Source organism: Thiothrix caldifontis, from assembly GCF_900107695.1.
GTDB lineage: Bacteria > Pseudomonadota > Gammaproteobacteria > Thiotrichales > Thiotrichaceae > Thiothrix > Thiothrix caldifontis.
Map to the genome: position 1 here is coordinate 24,599 of NZ_FNQP01000015.1, position 17,916 is coordinate 42,514.

17 protein-coding genes are annotated in these 17,916 nt (G+C 50.8%); 12 read left to right on the forward strand and 5 right to left on the reverse strand.

The features are described from left to right. Positions 1 to 146 precede the first annotated feature (146 nt). The 3 genes from BLV87_RS12635 (at position 147) to BLV87_RS12645 (ending at position 9,233) form a co-directional block, all read left to right on the forward strand. A complete protein-coding gene (locus BLV87_RS12635; protein WP_093069202.1) occupies positions 147 to 2,531 on the forward strand; it encodes a hybrid sensor histidine kinase/response regulator in 2,385 nt (794 codons plus the stop codon). Between the two features lie 64 nt (positions 2,532 to 2,595). Next, positions 2,596 to 3,744: a cytochrome-c peroxidase gene (locus BLV87_RS12640; RefSeq protein ID WP_093069203.1), complete on the forward strand. Its 1,149-nt coding sequence runs from the start codon at positions 2,596 to 2,598 to the stop codon at positions 3,742 to 3,744. 116 nt (positions 3,745 to 3,860) lie between these two features. Next, positions 3,861 to 9,233, forward strand: coding sequence for a DUF7379 domain-containing protein (locus tag BLV87_RS12645; RefSeq protein ID WP_093069208.1), 5,373 nt, complete (start codon positions 3,861 to 3,863; stop codon positions 9,231 to 9,233). On the opposite strand, the gene BLV87_RS12650 is transcribed toward BLV87_RS12645, so the two are convergent. Continuing rightward, on the reverse strand, positions 9,230 to 9,427 hold the full coding sequence (locus BLV87_RS12650) for a hypothetical protein (RefSeq protein ID WP_245707021.1): 198 nt from the start codon (positions 9,425 to 9,427) through the stop codon (positions 9,230 to 9,232). The two genes, BLV87_RS12645 and BLV87_RS12650, sit on opposite strands and share 4 nt — an antisense overlap. An 81-nt stretch (positions 9,428 to 9,508) precedes the next feature. Between BLV87_RS12650 and BLV87_RS12655 the strand changes: the two genes are divergently transcribed. The 8 genes from BLV87_RS12655 to BLV87_RS12690 all read left to right on the forward strand — a co-directional run bounded on the left by BLV87_RS12655 (position 9,509) and on the right by BLV87_RS12690 (position 14,583). Continuing rightward, positions 9,509 to 10,381, forward strand: a complete 873-nt coding sequence (locus BLV87_RS12655) for a YihY/virulence factor BrkB family protein (RefSeq protein WP_093069209.1) — start codon at positions 9,509 to 9,511, stop codon at positions 10,379 to 10,381. A 70-nt stretch (positions 10,382 to 10,451) separates the two neighbouring features. Next, positions 10,452 to 10,685 (forward strand): MoaD/ThiS family protein, encoded by a 234-nt coding sequence (locus BLV87_RS12660; RefSeq protein ID WP_093069210.1) that lies wholly within the window; start codon positions 10,452 to 10,454, stop codon positions 10,683 to 10,685. Between the two features lie 2 nt (positions 10,686 to 10,687). Then, positions 10,688 to 11,128: a molybdenum cofactor biosynthesis protein MoaE gene (locus BLV87_RS12665; protein ID WP_093069211.1), complete on the forward strand. Its 441-nt coding sequence runs from the start codon at positions 10,688 to 10,690 to the stop codon at positions 11,126 to 11,128. A gap of 21 nt (positions 11,129 to 11,149) precedes the next feature. Further along, complete coding sequence (gene cls / locus BLV87_RS12670; RefSeq protein WP_093069212.1) at positions 11,150 to 12,583, forward strand: cardiolipin synthase; 1,434 nt, start codon at positions 11,150 to 11,152, stop codon at positions 12,581 to 12,583. A gap of 52 nt (positions 12,584 to 12,635) precedes the next feature. Next, positions 12,636 to 13,499, forward strand: a complete 864-nt coding sequence (locus BLV87_RS12675; RefSeq protein WP_093069213.1) for a DUF72 domain-containing protein — start codon at positions 12,636 to 12,638, stop codon at positions 13,497 to 13,499. Between the two features lie 90 nt (positions 13,500 to 13,589). Next, positions 13,590 to 13,826: a 50S ribosomal protein L28 gene (gene rpmB, locus BLV87_RS12680; protein WP_093069216.1), complete on the forward strand. Its 237-nt coding sequence runs from the start codon at positions 13,590 to 13,592 to the stop codon at positions 13,824 to 13,826. Between the two features lie 20 nt (positions 13,827 to 13,846). Continuing rightward, entirely contained in the window at positions 13,847 to 14,017 is a 171-nt protein-coding gene (rpmG, locus tag BLV87_RS12685; RefSeq protein ID WP_028487722.1) for a 50S ribosomal protein L33, read from the forward strand. A gap of 65 nt (positions 14,018 to 14,082) precedes the next feature. Further along, a complete protein-coding gene (locus BLV87_RS12690; protein ID WP_093069217.1) occupies positions 14,083 to 14,583 on the forward strand; it encodes an SRPBCC family protein in 501 nt (166 codons plus the stop codon). Here the strand turns inward: BLV87_RS12690 and folK are convergent. From folK to BLV87_RS12710, 4 genes are all read right to left on the reverse strand, one after another. Then, positions 14,549 to 15,073, reverse strand: a complete 525-nt coding sequence (gene folK, locus BLV87_RS12695) for a 2-amino-4-hydroxy-6-hydroxymethyldihydropteridine diphosphokinase (protein ID WP_093069218.1) — start codon at positions 15,071 to 15,073, stop codon at positions 14,549 to 14,551. The two genes, BLV87_RS12690 and folK, sit on opposite strands and share 35 nt — an antisense overlap. Further along, the gene (gene folB, locus BLV87_RS12700) at positions 15,055 to 15,426 is read right to left on the reverse strand and encodes a dihydroneopterin aldolase (RefSeq protein WP_093069224.1); all 372 of its coding nucleotides are present in this window, start codon (positions 15,424 to 15,426) and stop codon (positions 15,055 to 15,057) included. The genes folK and folB overlap by 19 nt, the downstream gene beginning before the upstream one ends. A 101-nt stretch (positions 15,427 to 15,527) precedes the next feature. Further along, on the reverse strand, positions 15,528 to 16,004 hold the full coding sequence (locus BLV87_RS12705) for a glycine zipper 2TM domain-containing protein (protein ID WP_093069230.1): 477 nt from the start codon (positions 16,002 to 16,004) through the stop codon (positions 15,528 to 15,530). 68 nt (positions 16,005 to 16,072) lie between these two features. Next, positions 16,073 to 16,354: a glycine zipper 2TM domain-containing protein gene (locus BLV87_RS12710; protein ID WP_093069232.1), complete on the reverse strand. Its 282-nt coding sequence runs from the start codon at positions 16,352 to 16,354 to the stop codon at positions 16,073 to 16,075. A 242-nt stretch (positions 16,355 to 16,596) separates the two neighbouring features. Here BLV87_RS12710 and BLV87_RS12715 point away from each other — a divergent pair, with 242 nt between their 5' ends. Beyond that, the gene (locus BLV87_RS12715) at positions 16,597 to 17,904 is read left to right on the forward strand and encodes a glycoside hydrolase family 18 protein (RefSeq protein ID WP_175517933.1); all 1,308 of its coding nucleotides are present in this window, start codon (positions 16,597 to 16,599) and stop codon (positions 17,902 to 17,904) included. Positions 17,905 to 17,916: the final 12 nt, after the last annotated feature.

Below are 17,916 nucleotides of genomic sequence, written 5' to 3' on the forward strand. Positions count from 1 at the left end.
TTTCTCATGGGGCAGGTGGCGTAGTAAGACAGATGGTTCTCGCATTTCATTATTGCTGGCAGGTTTGAATAACTGGTTCGGGGGGGTGAAACCGACTATTCTTAACGTGAGCCTAAAACAGGCTTGCGCAGAATGGAGTCGTTGTTATGCATGAAAAATTACCTGCCGTATTGTCTGCCAAACAATTGCTAATCAATGAAAGTAACGAGTTGCGAACGCGGCTGGCGCAGGTTGAGGATAATTTGCGCATTATCCGCGCCGAAGAACTTGATGTGCTGCGTGCCGCCGAGCAACGGATGCGGCTGGCGACCGAAGCGACGGGTGTGGGGATTTGGGAATGGCATGTCAGCACTAACCAGATCCGCTGGGATCCGCAAATGTTTCGGATTTATGGCATTACCCCAACGCCGGACGGCATTCTGGCGTATAGCGACTGGAGCCATTGTGTATTCCCAGAAGATTTGCCCCAACAAGAAGCCATCTTAAAAGAAACCGCTTCACAAGGTGGGCAGAGTTCCCGCGAATTCCGTATTCGGCAGCCCAATACGGGGGAATATCGCTGTATCCAAGCGGTGGAAACTGTGCGTACCGATGCGAGCGGGCAAATCGAATGGGTGGTGGGCACAAATCTGGACGTCACCGAACGCAAACTCGTTGATACCGCGATGCGCGAGAGCGAAGCCCGCTTACGGCTATTCATCGAACATGCGCCCGCCAGCATTGCCATGTTTGACCATGAAATGTGTTATCTAGCCGCCAGCAATCGCTGGAAGCAGGATTTTGGTCTGCCGGATGAGCTGGTGATTATCGGACGTTCGCATTATGAGGTGTTCCCAGAGATTCCCGAACGTTGGAAGGCGTTGCATCGCCGGGGACTGGCGGGGGAAACCTTGAATGCCGACGAAGACCCCTTTGAACGGTTGGATGGCACAACGCAGTGGCTAAAATGGGAAGTGCGCCCGTGGTTCACGGCTGATGGGCAAGTAGGCGGTATTCTGACCGCAGCGGAAGAAGTTACCGAGCGGATGCTGGCTCGAAAAGCCTTGCACCAAAGCCGTGAGGACTTGAACCGGGCGCAGGCCGTCGGGCAGCTTGGCAGTTGGCGGCTGGATGTTGGTCGAAATGTGCTGTCTTGGTCTGATGAGAACTACCGCATCTTTGGCGTACCGAAAGAGACGCCCTTAACCTATGAAACTTTTCTCGGAATCGTTCACCCTGACGATCGCGAGTTTGTGAATACGCAGTGGCAGGCAGCTCTGAATGGCACGCCATATGCTATTGAACACCGAATTGTGGTCAATAAGCAGGTGAAATGGGTGCGGGAGAAAGCTTATCTGGAATTCGATAAAGCCGGAGGGCTGCAAGGCGCTTTCGGCATTACCCAAGACATTACCGGGCGCAAGCTGGCAGAGCTGGCTTTGCAGGAGGCGAATCACCAAAAGGATGCTTTTCTGGCGATGTTGGCACACGAATTACGCAATCCGTTGGCATCCATCTGTAATGCCGTGCATGTGATCCATTTGCAGGGGGCGCAGGAGCCGACTTTGCACCGTGCTACCGCGATGATTGAACGTCAGGTGAAGCAACTCATTCGCTTAGTGGATGATTTGCTGGATATATCGCGGGTCTCGCGTGGCAAGATTGTACTCCAGAAAGAAACGGTGGAGGTGGCAGCCGTCATCCGTCAAGCCGTTGAAACCAGCCAGCCGCACATTGAAACGCGGCAGCACCAACTGCAAGTGGAATTGCCGGTCTCAACACTTCGGGTTGAGGGTGATTTTACCCGTCTGGCGCAGGTGGTCAGTAATGTGTTGAATAATGCTGCGAAATACACTGATGCCGGTGGCTCAATTACGGTGGCAGTGGCACAGGTCGGTCATGAAGCGGTGATTCGGGTGCGTGACAATGGGCGTGGCATCGACCCGGTAGCATTGAAGAGCTTGTTTGACCTGTTCTATCAGGTAGACCGCAACCTCGACCGTTCCGATGGTGGTTTGGGTATCGGTTTGTCGCTGGTCAAAAGTCTGGTCGATATGCACGGTGGTCAGGTTGAGGCGCACAGTGAGGGGCTGGGCAAAGGCAGTGAGTTTATTATCCGCTTGCCCTGTTTGTCTGAAGAAGCGGCGCTCCAAGCGACGGATATATTAGCCAATTCGCTCGCACCGTCCCGTACCCAACGCATCCTACTGGTGGACGACAACCCCGACGTGGCAGACAGTATGGTCATGTTGCTCACGATTTTTGGTCACGAGGTGCTGGTCGCCCACGATGGCAAGCAAGCAGTCGAAGTCGCTTTGCGGGAACGGCCTGCGGTGGTGTTGCTGGATATTGGTCTTCCGGGGATGGATGGCTATCAGGCGTGTCGTGCAATGCGCAATGGCGGGCTGAGCGATACGCTAATCGTGGCGATGACCGGCTATGGCCAAGAGGATGACAAGCGGAAGGCTGAAGCGGCTGGGTTTGATTTGCACATGCCCAAGCCAGTCGATGTGCAGGTGTTGGAAGAATTGCTGGCTTCGCTGCCATCTTAAGCGTTGTAATAATAACTGTTCCTATTTATATTGTCGGCTTTATGCTGTTGAGTCATCCACATTTATGAAAGCCGTATTGCTTTACGTGTTATTGCTTGCTAGTAGCAACGTCGCGCTTGCCGAGAATACATCCACCGCGCCTGCTATGACAAAAGCGTTACTCGGTGAAAAGCTGTTTGCCGATGTCAATTTGTCGCAAAACCGTACCCAATCCTGCTCCTCCTGCCATAATCCAGCCCACGGTTTCGTGGATAACCGCGCCACTCAGGTTGAGCAAGCCGTTTCCTTGGGCGCTGATGGTAAATCTTTAGGCGATAGGAATGCACCGACGGCAGCTTACGCTAAATTCAGCCCGGATTTTCACCAGAACAAAAAAGGCGAACATATCGGTGGGCAATTTCTGGATGGGCGTGAAAAAAATTTAGCAGGGCAAGCAGGCGGCCCCCCGATTAATCCGGTCGAAATGGGAATGCCCGATAAAATCAGCGTGGTGGAGCGAATCAAGGAAAATGCTGAGTATGTCACCGCGTTTAAGCAGCTTTTTGGCGAGAGCATTTTTGAGAAGCCGGAAACGGCGTATGCGGCGATGACTGAGAGTTTGGGAGAGTTTGAAAAAACCGATGTGTTTGCGCCATTTGATTCTAAATATGATCGTTATTTAAAGGGCAAAGTCGAACTGACGGATCAGGAGTCTTTAGGGGAGTCACTGTTTTTTTCCAATCAATTCACCAATTGTAATCGCTGCCATCAGCTTAAAACTTTTCCTGGTAGCGATGGCGAAACCTTCAGCAATTACCAATACCACAATTTGGGTGTACCGACCAATGTTGCCGTCCGTGCTGCGAATGGTAAACCGAAAGATTTTGTCGATCATGGGTTGCTGGAAAACCCTGAGGTGACGGAGCCGCAACATGACGGCAAATTCAAGGTGTCTACACTGCGTAATGTGGCGGTGACAGCCCCCTACATGCATAACGGTGTATTCAATGATTTGCGTACTGTGGTGCTGTTTTATGACAAATTTAATAACAGTGAACGCCAGCTCAACCCAGAGACAGGCAAGCCGTGGGATGTGCCTGAGGTTGATAAAAATCTGGCATTAAACGCTGAAGAATTCCAAGTTCCTGCGCTGAAAGATAAAGAGGTCGATGCGCTGGTAGCGTTTATGAAAACCTTGACTGATCAGCGATACGAACATTTGTTAGGAAAATGATGCCACGGTGAACTAAGTAGTCGCGGTATTTTTGTGCTAACCGTATACTGCACCATGGTAGAACCCCTGTTTTTGTACTACACAATAGTCAGTCGAAAAATAATGCGGGGGGACGCATGAAATCCATCAAGATCAGTGGCAAGTTAACCGGGCAAGACTTTCCACACAAAACCAGCAATGCTTATGCCGATATTCTGACGGTTACTTGCCAGCAAGAAGTTACACTGGAAGCCTTACGCAGTGGCGGTAAAAGCGTCGAGTTGAAAGACATTGACCCCGACACCTTAGTCGAACTGGAATTTGAAGGCGGTTTCAAACGCTGGGTTCGAGCGGGGGATTTACGAGCGCAAGCCACCCAAGAGGCGAGTCGCTCCGCTACGAGCGAGTTCATGCTCACGCCTGGCAGTTTTGAGGTGAGTAATCAGCGTGGGGCTGTCGGTCTGGTATTAAAGTTTCTGCGCTTGCTCAAAGTTGATCCGGTCAGTGACATGAGCGATGCCCTGTCTGAGCTGTTAGTCGATAAGCTGGAAACCCGCAAAATTCCTCAACCCGGTGTGTACCGTTGTGCCAGTACCGACAAGTTGGAGCTGGAATTAATCACGCAAGCCGGAGACATCGACACCAGCAAGCCCGTCTTGCTGTTTTTGCATGGCACGTTTTCCAGTACCGATGGCAGTTTCGGGGAGTTGTGGGAATCCCGTCAAGGTTACAACGCGGCAGCATGGTTGCAACGCTTGTTTGCGCCTTATGGTCAGCAAGTATTGGCGTTGGAACATCACACGCTCACCGTCAGCCCCGTACAAAATGCGCTGCAAGTATTACGCTTGTTACCGCCGCATACACGCTTACACCTGATTAGCCATTCACGGGGTGGTTTGGTGGGTGAATTGCTGTGCCAAGGGGTATTGAAACGCAAAACCCGTGATTCCGGCGATAAGTTTTTGGATAGTGAAGAGGTGTTTGCGCGTGCAGAACTCCAGCCCTTTGAACACCATGCCCGCATACAAGATATGCAAGGCTTGCAGGAAATAGCGGCCTTGCTCAATGACAAACAAATCAGAGTAGAACGCTTTGCACGGGTTGCTTGTCCGGGACGTGGTACGGTGTTGGCTTCGGAACGTCTCGAAGATAACCTGTCGGTCATTTTTAATGTGTTGAGTTTTATTCCTGCACCCCGGTTTCAGATGTTGGCAGAGTTTGTGCGCATGGTGTTGATGGCGACTGCTCGCAAGCGTACCAACCCGCAAGAGTTGCCGGGCTTAGAGGCGATGATGCCGACTTCCCCCTTGGTACGTTTGCTGAATCGCCCCGATGTGCAGCTCGATTCTGACATTACGGTGATTTCGGGGGATATGCGTGCCTCAACGGTATTGGGGCATTTTAAGGAATGGGTGACGCAACGCTTTTTCGGTGAGGAAAACGATTTTGTGGTGAATACCGCCGGGATGTACGGCGGAGCGCGGCGCTTGCGTGGGATGCGTTTTTATCTGGATCAGGGCGATGATAGCAGCCACTTTAATTACTTTCGTAAGGGCGAAGTACGCGAACGTTTGATTAGCGCGTTGCAACACCCGGATAGCGATTTGCGCTTACGCCCGTTGTTGACGGAAACGCCGGTCACACGTTCGGTAGCGCGTGCTAACCGTAGTGCGCAAAAAGCCAAGCGCAGCACGGTGTATTTTCTGCCCGGTTTTATGGGGTCGAGTCTACAGGCTAACGGTACGCCGGTGTGGTTGGATATGTCGGCGTTGGGTTGGGGCGATTTTTCCCGCCTGCAAATGGACAGTGCCGGAGTGCAGCCGAATGGGGTGTTGGATGCACCTTATCGCCCCTTGCTGACGATGCTGGAAGCCAGTCACACGCTCGTGGAATTTGACTACGACTGGCGACGCTCCTTCGCTGAAGCTGGGCGACGTTTGGGGGATGCACTAGAGCAAGAATTGGATAAGGCTAAAGCCAGCAATAGCAAGTTGGTGTTGCGTTTGCTGGCACATTCCAGTGGCGGTTTGGTGGCTTTGGCGCTGATGAGTGAGTCGCCTAACGTGTGGCAACGGCTGCGCGAAGAAGCGGATTGCAGGGTGGTGATGTTGGGTACGCCGTTGCAGGGAACGTATGCAGCGGTGCAAATTCTGTTAGGGCAACACCGTTTGCTGAGCTTGTTGAATTTGCTGGACGGGCGCATGGATGAGCGTGAAGGCCACTTGCTGGCACAGCAGTTTGCGCGTTACCCCGGTGTGCTGGAATTGCTGCCTGCCGCTTATTTGCACGAAGACCGTTGGCAAACCTTATTAGGCGAGGCGTTTCATGCATGGCCTGCCCGCAACTTACTGGCGGATGCGCGGCGGGTGCGTGAACATTTACGTGCGGTGGAGCTGGATACCCAACGTATTATTTACCTGTATGGCAAAGCGAGCCTGACCCCGGACGATGTGCAAGAATACAACGGTAATTGGCGGTTTCATGCCAGTGGGGCAGGGGATGGTGTGACGCTGTGGGCAGAACTGCCCGCCAAATTGCCAACCTGGTATCTGCCAGTGGAACATGGGCGTATGGCCAGCCACAGTGAGTATTTCCAAACCTTGCAATATTTGCTGGATGATGGTTTGTCGCGCCAATTGGAAACCCAGCCGCCTGCGATTGGTAAGGCGGTGGGGCAATGGCTGCCGACGATTCGCAGCGAATTATTCCCGGATGAACAGGAATTGTTGGCAGCCGCCTTGGGCTACCATACGCGCATGACGCAGGAGGAAATGCGCCAGCCCGTGGAAGTGCGTGTGGTGCATGGCAATCTGGAACAAGTGGCGCATCCGGTTGTGGTCGGGCATTACGAAGGGGATTCGATTATCAGCGCGGAAGCCTTGCTGGATAAGCGCTTACATGGGCGACTCAGTGAATTGCACCGCATGGGCTTGTATCCGGGGGAATTGGGTACGTCACACGTTTTCCTGAATCCTGGACACAAGCCGGGGGGCGCGGTCATCGTGGGTTTGGGTGAGGTCGGCAAGTTAACCGCAGGGGAGTTAACCGCCAGTTTCACACGGGCGATGATGGCCTATTCCCTGAAAATCCGGGAAGAATTAGAGCGCACGCCCTTAAGCACTGCACAGGCCGAGGCGGAATCAGTGCCAGTCCATGTGGCAACCTTGCTGATCGGTACGGTTGGCGGGGGGAGCATCACCTTGGCGGATGCGATTACGGCAATATTGCGCGGCATTACTCATGCCAATCAGGCATTGGATAAGAGCGAACGTGGTTTGCGTTTGCGTTTGCAAGTGATCGAGTTTATCGAGCTGTATGAAGACCGTGCGGTGGAGGCGGCACGATTGGTGCAAGATTTGGTGTTGCTGCCGGAGTTTCGCAACGATTTCAACGTCAAGCGTTTAATGCAATGTTTGCCGGGTAAACGTCGTCGGGTGATGTATAACGATCCGCCGGGTTGGTGGCGGCGGATTCAGGTCGAGGCCAGCACTGATGGCCTGAAATACACGGCACTGACTGACAAGGCACGCGCCGAGCTGGTGTTGCAAGCCACACAACGTAAGTTAGTGGATCAATTTATTGAGAAAGCGATTACCGCCAACGCGGATGACCCGGATACGGGCAAAATCTTATTTGAATTGTTGTTACCGGCGGCGATGAAGGAGCAAGCACCGAATGCCGAAAATCTGGTGATGGTGTTGGATAGCGCCGCGTCAGCTTATCCGTGGGAATTATTGTACAACCGTTTTGATCATGAATCACAGCCGCTTTCCGTGCGGTTTGGCTTGGTGCGTCAGTTGCAGGTGGGACAATACCGCCAGCGGGTGGTGAATCCCGTGGATCGTTCGGCGCTGGTGATTGGTGATCCGCCGGTTAACGGTGAATTTGTACGGTTGCCAGCGGCGAAGCAAGAGGCTGAAACGGTGGCTAATTTGCTCGAAGCAGGTGGTTTCAGCAAAGTGACCCGCGAAATCGGTACCGATTCACAAGCGATTTTGAAAGCCTTGCACACGGGGGATTACCGGGTATTGCATCTGGCAGGGCACGGGGTGTACCGCTATCGCCCACACCCTGACAGTTCCGTGGAGGTTAGCGGGATGGTGTTAGGAGATGGAATTTTCCTGACACCAGTTGAAATTGGGCAAATGCGCAAAGTACCGGAATTAGCATTCATCAATTGCTGCCATTTGGCTCAAATGGATTTCATGAGTGCTGAGGTGCAAACCGCCGTCAGCAGCGACCGCAGCAAATTGGCGGCGAGTTTGGCGCAAGAGTTGATCCGTATGGGGGTGAGAGCGGTCATCGCCGCAGGGTGGGCTATCAATGACAATGCGGCAAAAGTGTTTGCTGAACAGTGCTACAACGCGCTGTTGCAAGGGTATACGTTTGGCATGGCGACGTTGATGGCTCGGCGTGAAACCTGGCAGCAATACCCGCAGAGTAATACTTGGGGGGCTTACCAATGTTACGGTGATCCTGATTACAAACTGTTAAGCCGTCAGCCCGATACCAGCGGTAGCGATAAGACGGTCGATAGCTGGCGTTTCGTGGCAGAAGTGGAGGTGGTTGCTGAGTTGCAAAACCTGATCCATGCAGCGGATACTGCCCAGACCAGCGATATTGCGTGGTTGCAGGAACGTTTGCAGCAATTGCATCGGGCGATTCCGGCAGAATGGTTGTCTCATGCCGACATCCTGTATGCATTGGGAAGGGCTTATGGCAAGCTGGATTTGTTTGCTCCGGCGTTGGATGCGTACCAAGCGGCGTTGGATTCGCCACAAGCCGATTACCCGGTGATTTTGCTGGAAGACAAAGTGAGCTTGCAAACTGCCTGGGCCTTGGCATGGGCGCAAGGCAAGGTGGAAGCACCGGATGCACGTTTGGCAAGCTCACCCGCTGCGTTGATGGACGCTAGTTTCAAAACACTCCAGTTGCTGGATGGTTTGGGCAACAGCCTGCAACGTTTTGAAGAGGTCGGCAAGTTCTGGAAGCGCAAGGCATTAATGACGACAGGAGGGGAACGTGCGGATGCGCTACGTGAAATGGAGCAAGCTTACCAACGAGCGCATGAGTTTGCCTTGCAGGAAACTCATGCCGTGGCAGGGTATCCGCTGATCAATTGGTTGACGTGCAAAGTGGTGCGCTACTTGCGCGGGCATGTGAAGCAGTTGGATCGGCAAGAGTTGAAGCATTGGATGGATCAGGCACGGCAATGTGCTGAATCAAGCGACCGTGGCGCAGTTTCGTTTTGTTCGGGGATTACGCGAGCCGAATACAGCTTGCTGCATTACATTATTGGCGCACGGCTGAATGAAACCACTCAAGTACAGAAAGTGATAGCCGATTATGTGCAAGCGGTTGGGCGTGGGGTAGCACCCCGGCAATTACGTTTTGTGCGGGAACATTTGGACTTTTTACGCACGATGCTGAGTGAGTTTCAGGAAGAAAAACAGCAATTACAGCCTGTCGTCGTGGCGCTATTGGAGATAGAAGAAAAACTATCGGTTTAGGTGGGTTGAATCAGCAGCAATAATAATCCCGCGAGCAGGTAATACGCTGAGAATTGGATGGTAAGTGGTTTTTTGAACTCTTCGGGAATGTAGTCTTCCACGAAGGGGAAGAAGTAGCGGATGCCACCAATGATCAGTGTGGTGATGCCAAATAGAACGAGAACAAAGCCAATGGCTGCAAGTAGATTCATCATGATGGTGGGTACTGTCACTGTGTATTTGATGAGAACAATAGTAGCATTAACGGCATATCTATCGCAGGAGAACCTCCATTAATGTCACCAGTCAGACGCGCCCTTTCATTTTTGAAACGGGCGCTGATTAGTTTCCGTGCCAATCAGGGCATCCTGCTGGCGGGTGCAATTGCTTACTACACCCTGTTATCCATTATTCCGTTGTTCACCCTGCTGATTGTGGCTCTGTCTCACCTGATCAACGAACAGCAATTGCTGAACATTGTCGAAAGCAACCTCAGCCCAATATTTGGCACACAGGCGAAGCTCATTACCTACCAAATGGAACTATTCCTGCAAAACCGGCAAGCCGTGGGTTGGATCGGGTTGGTGATTTTGATCTTTTTCAGTTCCATGGCGTTTACTGTGCTAGAAAATGCTATGTCGGTGATTTTTTTTCACCGGGTTAATATCCACCGCCGCCATTTTCTGGTGTCAGCCATTATCCCGTATGCCTATATTCTGGTGTTGGGCATTGGCATCCTGCTCATTACTATTGTTAGCGGTGCGCTGGATTTGCTGCACGGTGAAGTTGTAACCCTCCTGTTCTGGACGCTGGAACTCGACCGTTTCACCGGCAGTATTTTGTACGGGTTCGGTATTATCGGTTTGACGCTACTGCTGGCTTCCTTCTACATGGTGATGCCAGTGGGCAATATTTGCTTTCGCCATGCACTGGCGGGCAGTTTTTGTGTCGCGATTTTATGGGAAATCACGCGCCACCTGTTGGTGTGGTATTTTTCTACCCTGTCGATGGTCAATATTATTTACGGTTCACTGACCACCGCCGTGATTGCACTGCTGTTTCTGGAGGTTGCCGCCATTATTCTGCTGTTTGGGGCGCAAGTCATCGCAGAATATGAGCGGCAAGATATGGACAACGCAGAGAATCCGCCGCCTACCCTACATACTTAAGAACTATCGCTTACTACAAACCGCTAAAGCCATTAAACTTAATGCCTAACTGGAAGCGGAGTCATCATAAATGCCTATTAAAGTACTATTTTTTGCCAGTCTGCGTGAGCGTATCGGGCAAAGCCAGCGGTTGTTGGAAAGTGATATGCCGTTGACCTTACAAGAGGTGTGGCAACGCAGCAGCGGCGAATCTCATCTACCGGGAAATGTGCTGATGTCCATCAACCAAACCTACGCTAATGCCAGTAGCCTGGTACAACCGGGTGATGAAGTGGCTTTTTTCCCCCCGGTTACCGGAGGTTGAGGATGCAATACGTCGAAGTACGGGAAGCACCGTTTGATCCTTGGCAATACCTTGCTGAATGGCAAAGCCAGCATCCACTGGATGCCCGTTCCGGGGCGACGGCTGTTTTCGTCGGTACGATGCGGGATTTCAATGAAGGTGATGATGTTACCGGCATGTATTTAGAACATTATCCCGGTATGACCGAGCGCCAGTTAGAAACGCTGGTGGCGGCTTCGGTGCAGGAATGGTCGCTGGATGCAGCACTGGTGGTGCATCGCGTCGGGGAAATTGCGCCCGCTCAGCCCATTGTATTGGTCGCTGTTTGGTCTGCCCACCGGGCTGAGGCATTCGACGCTTGCCGCCACTTGATGGAAACCCTGAAACACACCGCACCTTTCTGGAAGCGTGAAACCTTAACGGATGGTTCAGTACGCTGGGTGGATAAAAATACTCCCGGATGATGTCATCACTAAGGAATACCTGTGACTGCTTATTTGACTAGTTGGTTCAACACGGGATTATTGCTGCTGGATATTTTTATCGTGGCGGTGTTGTTGCCAACCGTGGTGCAACAACGCCGCGAATCGGGGGCAACCTTAGCGTGGGTGTTGGTGATTGTGTTTGTGCCTTTCCTTGGTCTGCTAAGTTTTTGGCTATTTGGCACAACACGCTTGCATTTGCGCCGTCGTAAACGCCGTCGGGTAGAAGAGAAGTTTGCTAATGCGTTGCAACAGGTGCAAATTAGTCTGAATGGTGAGCAGTGCATTAGTGGGATTTCTCCGTCTTTACTCACATTAGTCAATAAATTGGATGAAATCGGCCCGCTAGGGGGGAATGCGGTCGAGATTATGCGTGAAGGTGAGCATTTATTCGATACGCTGGAGCAAGCCTTTGCTGCGGCTAAGCAGCATATTCACCTTATTTACTACATCTGGGAACCCGACTATACCGGGGAGCGTTTGCGGGATGCCTTGGTGAGTGCGGCACAGCGTGGTGTGACGGTACGGTTGCTGGTTGATGATGTGGGTTCGCGCCAAGCTAAAGCGAGATTTTTTAAGCCTTTGCTGCTGGCGGGAGGGCAGGTCGAGCGTTTTCTGAAAGTGAATGTGCTGAGTCGCCAACTCAATCTGAATAACCGTAATCACCGTAAAATTGTCATTATTGATGGCAGCATCGCGTTTACTGGCGGGATGAACGTGGGCGATGTGTACGCGGGCAGGGGCGAACCTTGGCAAGATTTGCACGCCCGTATTCAAGGGCCGGTGGTGTATACCTTACAGGAGGCGTTTTGTCAGGATTGGTATCACGCGGCCGGTGAGGATCTGGTAAGCGAGGTATATTTTCCGGTGATTCCTGATGCAGGCACGATTCGCGCTCAGTTCCTTGCGAGTGGCCCTGCGGATGAGCGTTGGCAGGCTATTCACACCGTATTGTTTGCGGCAATGAATCTGGCAAACGAACGTATTTGGATTGAAACCCCCTATTTTGTGCCGGATCGCCCGATTTTGATGGCTTTGCAAACGGCGGCCTTGCGCGGGGTAGATGTGCGTTTGCTATTGCCCGGTAAATCGGATCATCCCTTGGTATTGTATGCGGGACGTTCCTTTATTGATGATTTGTTGGCAGCAGGCGTGCGGGTGTTTGAAATGTACCGAGCCATGCCTCATGCGAAAGCGGTGATGATTGATGGTAATTTTGCCACGCTGGGTTCTGCCAATATGGATCAGCGCAGTTTTCGTCTGAATTTTGAAGGCAACATCTTTTTTTATGGCACTGAAATCGCGACGAAACTGGAGCAAGATTTCCTTGCTGTTTGTGCGAATACCCAAGAAGTGACTGAAGCACAGCGCCATAAGTTGAGTAAAAGCCAACGTTTGGCTGAGAGTATTGCCCGTTTGCTTGCACCTTTGTTGTAACCTATTGAAATTTTGTGTTAAGGTTTTGATAGTTAAGTGTTAGGAGCGAGTTGTGCAAGCACTGCCTTATTATCTGGGTTTGCCATTGTGGGCGAATGCGCATTGGAAAGGTTCGTTGTTTCGTGCTGATGTAAAACCGGCAACCTTTCTTGCACAATACGCTCAGGTATTTAATGCAGTGGAAGGTAATACCACATTTTATTCTGTGCCCTCTGTGGAGATGGTGCAGCGTTGGTTAGCGGCAACGCCAGAGAGCTTTCGTTTTAGCTTCAAGTTTCCACGGACTATTACACATCAACATCAACTGCTGCATGTGGCGAAAGAGACACAAGAGTTTTTGCAGCGGATGCAGCCGTTAGGGCAGCGCTTGAGTGGGTTAATGGTGCAATTACCTGCTACATTTGCGCCTGATTCATTGTCAATGCTGGAGACATTCTTACGAAGTTTGCCCGGTGATTACCGTTATGCGGTGGAAGTGCGACATCCTGCTTTTTTCACCGATAAAGTAGCCCGCACGACTTATAATGGTGTGTTGGAATCTTTGGGGGTAGATCGGGTGATTTTTGAGAGTCGCCCTTTACATGCTGCCCCAGCGCTGGATGTAGCTACTCGTGAAGCGCAAAGCCGTAAGCCACGCTTGCCGGTGCAGTTGGATACAACCGCGCAACAGCCGGTGTTACGTTATATTGGACACCCGGTGCTTGAGGCTAACCATGCGTGGTTGGATCGTTGGGTAGCGCAAACAGCGCGTTGGCTAGGGGAAGGCAAGTGTCCGCGTATTTTTCTACACACCCCGGATAATAACCTCGCACCAGCATTAGCGCAGATGTTTCACCATCAGCTTCAGCAACGCATCTCAGGTTTGGTTGATTTACCGTTAGGGTTGGCAGAGCCGGTACAAGCCGTGTTGTTATAAAAAAACAGTTGCTTGGGTTGCTTGCCGGGGGGGGTTCTGGTATCCTCACGCGCCTTTAGAGTTCAAGAATCGCAGATTTGGAGTATCCAGATGTCTCGTGTATGCCAAGTAACAGGTAAGCGTCCGATCACCGGCAACAATGTGTCGCACGCTAACAATAAAACCAAACGTCGTTTCCTGCCTAACCTGCACGCGAAACGGTTCTGGGTGGAAAGCGAAGGGCGTTGGGTGCGTCTGCGCGTTTCTACTAAAGGGATGCGTATTATCGACAAGCACGGTATTGATACCATTCTTGCCGACATTCGCGCTCGTGGCGAAAAAGTTTAATTTACTGGAGGTAACAGCGAATGGCTAAGAAAGGCGGTCGTGATAAAATCAAGCTGGTTTCTTCCGCAGGAACTGGATTTTTCTACACTACAACCAAGAATAAGCGTACTACGCCGGACAAATTAGAGTTCAGTAAGTATGATCCGGTTGTGCGTAAGCATGTCATGTTTAAGGAAGCCAAGATCAAGTAATTGATGACTTGCGATTCTTTACCAAAGCCCGGCATTGCCGGGTTTTTGCGTTTGTGGAAAAGGCAATGGAAAACAGTATCATGTGGATTGTCATAAGCTTGGGTATCCTGCTGTTGTTGATACCTGTGGTGGTGGGGTTGTTGATGTCGCCTTATCAGCAGGTTACGCGGGTTGAGTTGATCAAGGCATCTATTGATGACGTGTGGAATGCGTTAGCTGACTTTTCTCAACAAGCCCAATGGCGTACTGAGCTGACGAGTATGCAAATGTTGGATGATGATGAGGGGCTGCGCTGGGTTGAGCAGTCAGCAGGGCAAGGTTCAGTCGTCTTACGTAAACTCAAAGAAATTCCTTTAAAAGAGTTGCTGGTTGATCGGAATCAAGGCAGCGGCAAGGGGACATTTCATGCCCGTTTGAGTGCAGTTCCGGGTGGAACCCGCATCACATTTACCGAAATGCTGGAAACCCGCACACCGTTTGGGCGCATCAAGGCGCGGATGAAGGGAGAGCCAGACAGTCGTTTAGACCATTTCATTCAGCAGTTAAAAGCCCGGTTTGCAGTGTAAGTGGGGGGCAATCCAATGCTACGACGCGCAGCGCTTCAGCAGATAATGAGGAGGTTTGTGCAAGGTCTGCCAAGGTGCGCTTCAGTTCAGGGTGCAATACACCAGGGGCAATTTCTGCCAGTGGAAACAGCACGAAAGGATAAGTCAGAATATCCTTGTGCGGTAAGTTAACGCTGGGTTGCAGGTTCAGATCATCGTAGAGAAGCAAGTCGACATCTAAGGTGCGTGCACTGAATTTTGCGTCGTTGCGCACACGCCCGTGGGTACTTTCTAAGGCATGCAAGTAGTGTTTCACTTCATTAGGCGTTAGTGTTGTAGTGAAACCAGCCGCTAAATTGAAAAAAGGCTCGCTTTCAAAACCAACTGCCGGGGTTTCGTAAACAGTAGAAAACTGTACTTCACCAAAATCTTGCTGTAAACGCTGCATACAGGCGCAGACGTTAAGCTCGCGCTCGATATTACTGCCAATGCTTACGTAGACATTTGCCATTGACGGTCACCGCGTTCAATTTTAACACCTACTTCGCTGGAACCACGCACTGCGCCGGGTTTCCCTACGGTTACTTGAATCCAGGGAATAGAGAACTCGCGCATCAGGGTATCCGCGATGGCTTCCGCTAAGCGCTCTACTAGGTCGTAATGGGAATCTTCGACTAATTGCACCACGCGTTTAGCTGCCGTTTTATAGTTTAGGGTGTCTTTGATGTTGTCGCTGGCAGCAGGAATACGGTTATCCCAGCCCATTTCCAGATCAATGCGAATTTTTTGCAGAATGCGCTTCTCCCATTCATAAATGCCGATGTGAGCATCTATTTTCAGGTCGCGTACATAGACTATATCCATACGTTGCTCTTGTTGTCAGTGTTGGGTATGGATTGTAATACAGAAACCCGCACCCTGTGAAAGAGGGTACGGGTTAAGGGAATTAAGATGCTAACACGCGGTTAGCGTGATAGTTGCCACTGACCACGGCTGTCTTGACAGGCTTGGGTCTGAATATTTTGGTTTCTGCCATCAATTGTGCCCACAATGGTAACAGGGCGGCAGATGGTGCTTTGGTTGTTGACATTAGCACGATAAACCTGACCGGGGTTAACGTTATATTGATAGCCAGTGTTCGGATTTTGCCATGTGGCAGGACGTCCACTGTAAATGGATTGCCCTAAGTATTGCTGGTCACGTGCATCCAGTTGCGCTCCCCACTGACTGCCAATGTAACTGCCTACCATGGTGCCAAGGATAGTCATCGCTGTTTTGCCATCACCATTACCGAATTGATTACCAGCCACTCCACCTAGTACAGCACCCACCATAGAACCGGTTTGCGCATTGTTGATAGGAGCAGTGCCGACACATCCTGTTAATAGGATGGATGTTACTAATGCACTAGCGACGAGAGAGCGATTGATCAACGTTTTCATTGGGACACTCCTTGTTGAGAGAGGGAAGACTTGCAACCTAGGTTTCAGGTTGCAAGTCGGAACGAGGCTTAGTAGCCCCGGTTATAATACGGTGCTGGCTGAGGTTGTTGATAGTAACGGTCTTGCTGAGCACCAACTTGACTACCAACTGCACTGCCTACCATTGTGCCAACGATAGTGGCGGCTGTTTTACCTTCGCCTTGACCAAATTGATTACCGGCAACTCCGCCGAGTACCGCACCTGCCATTGCGCCTGTTTGCGCATTGTTCATTGGCATTGGTGCTGTTCCACAAGCAGTCAATACTGCCACCAATGCAATTGTCCCCAATGAGTAAGTAATGCTTTTCATGTATAGCTCCTTAGTAAAAGTCATGTTTTTGGGCAGTTGCCACGTTTATTTGCCAAACTCTGGTGATTCTTTAGAGTGATGATGTCCAGAGTAGTTCAGTAGGATGCCATTATTTTTTTAGGTGTTCAAATAAACTGCTGGTGTGACTACATGGTTGCAAAATATTTATTCATTTTATCTATGATTTGCAATAATAGACTAATATCTTGGTTTTGATGTATTAGGCGATGGGAGAATCTTCAATGATTATGCATAGGGTTGCAAAGGCTTGGACGTTGCTGTTGTTGACGGTGGCGCTGTGGATAGTGGCATCTTCCCTACAAGCTTCGGCTGAGAAGTCGTCTAAACCGTGGGTGATGGGTTACTTACCCGCTTATGAGCAAAGTGGTAGTGGCAGTTTTGACTTCATGGATAAAGATGACTGGAAGATGCTGACTCATGCTGCACATTTTTCGGCACACGTGAATGCTGATGGAACGCTGGATTTCAATGCGGAAAAAATGAGTGAGGCTAATCGCACCGCCGCCATTCAGGCAGCCCATCAGCGCCATGTGCCGTTGGTGTTGAGTGTGCTGGCTTGGTATGACGTGTATGAGCCAGTGATTAAAAATGCCAGCACGCGTAAAACCTTGATTAATCAGATTCTTGAAGTGCTGAAGGAAGGCTACGATGGTGTGGATCTGGATTTGGAGCCGATTCGCGCCGAACAAGCCGGAGCTGAGTACCAAACGTTTGTGAATGAGTTGCATACAGCTTTACAAACACTTAACAAAACCAATAACCCTAAGATGTTGGTGGAACGCCCGTTATTGACCTTAACGACTGGGGTGGAAAATGTTGCCGATGACAGTCCGGGGCAATTACGTACCTTGTTAGCTAGCATTCAGGATAAGGTAGATCAGATTAATGTGATGGGGTATGACTTATCTTCGCTCAGTGATGAGGTGATTTGGCATGACGGGGCATTGCATGATGGGGGGCAGAAATACCCTGCTTATGTTGCCCGCTCAGTGGTATCGGTCAGTCGGTCGTTGCAACAATTTATGGATGGCGGTGTGTCACCCAGCAAATTAGGCTTAGGCATCAGTTTAGAGGTGCGAATTTGGCAAGGTGGTAAAGTAAAAGGTACAGGCGAGGGTGTGACTGCACCCATGCAGGAATGGAGTATTGCCCCCAAAAGTTGGAATACCGGTACACCACGGGCAAGTGTGGCACAGTTGTTAGACCCGGACTACACTTGCATGACCACACCAGCCGGAGAGGCTGCTGCTTACAAATGCGGGTATTCGCCCGATTATTACCGTTGGGATGATAAAGCTAAGGCGGCCTACTTAAGTATTAATAATCCGGGTTCTGATTATGATGCCTTTATTTCTTATACCGATGAGCGTGCTGCACAGGAAAAGGTAAAATTTTCCAAAGAAAAAGGCTTAGGCGGCATCATGATTTGGCAGATGCGACATGATTATCGTGCAGATCAACCAGAAGGGAAGAAACGCCCGATTATTAAAGCATTGCGTGATGCGCTCAACAGTGAAACTGGCAAATAGCCCGTTTCACAG

What these genes read in the sequence shown, in the direction of transcription:
- BLV87_RS12635 (WP_093069202.1), top strand. Translation starts at nt 147, where the DNA reads ATGCATGAAAAATTACCTGCCGTATTGTCTGCCAAACAATTGCTAATC.
- BLV87_RS12640 (WP_093069203.1), top strand. Translation starts at nt 2,596, where the DNA reads ATGAAAGCCGTATTGCTTTACGTGTTATTGCTTGCTAGTAGCAACGTC.
- BLV87_RS12645 (WP_093069208.1), top strand. Translation starts at nt 3,861, where the DNA reads ATGAAATCCATCAAGATCAGTGGCAAGTTAACCGGGCAAGACTTTCCA.
- BLV87_RS12650 (WP_245707021.1), bottom strand. Translation starts at nt 9,427, where the DNA reads ATGATGAATCTACTTGCAGCCATTGGCTTTGTTCTCGTTCTATTTGGC.
- BLV87_RS12655 (WP_093069209.1), top strand. Translation starts at nt 9,509, where the DNA reads ATGTCACCAGTCAGACGCGCCCTTTCATTTTTGAAACGGGCGCTGATT.
- BLV87_RS12660 (WP_093069210.1), top strand. Translation starts at nt 10,452, where the DNA reads ATGCCTATTAAAGTACTATTTTTTGCCAGTCTGCGTGAGCGTATCGGG.
- BLV87_RS12665 (WP_093069211.1), top strand. Translation starts at nt 10,688, where the DNA reads ATGCAATACGTCGAAGTACGGGAAGCACCGTTTGATCCTTGGCAATAC.
- rpmB (WP_093069216.1), top strand. Translation starts at nt 13,590, where the DNA reads ATGTCTCGTGTATGCCAAGTAACAGGTAAGCGTCCGATCACCGGCAAC.
- rpmG (WP_028487722.1), top strand. Translation starts at nt 13,847, where the DNA reads ATGGCTAAGAAAGGCGGTCGTGATAAAATCAAGCTGGTTTCTTCCGCA.
- BLV87_RS12690 (WP_093069217.1), top strand. Translation starts at nt 14,083, where the DNA reads ATGGAAAACAGTATCATGTGGATTGTCATAAGCTTGGGTATCCTGCTG.
- folK (WP_093069218.1), bottom strand. Translation starts at nt 15,073, where the DNA reads ATGGCAAATGTCTACGTAAGCATTGGCAGTAATATCGAGCGCGAGCTT.
- folB (WP_093069224.1), bottom strand. Translation starts at nt 15,426, where the DNA reads ATGGATATAGTCTATGTACGCGACCTGAAAATAGATGCTCACATCGGC.
- BLV87_RS12705 (WP_093069230.1), bottom strand. Translation starts at nt 16,004, where the DNA reads ATGAAAACGTTGATCAATCGCTCTCTCGTCGCTAGTGCATTAGTAACA.
- BLV87_RS12710 (WP_093069232.1), bottom strand. Translation starts at nt 16,354, where the DNA reads ATGAAAAGCATTACTTACTCATTGGGGACAATTGCATTGGTGGCAGTA.
- BLV87_RS12715 (WP_175517933.1), top strand. Translation starts at nt 16,597, where the DNA reads ATGATTATGCATAGGGTTGCAAAGGCTTGGACGTTGCTGTTGTTGACG.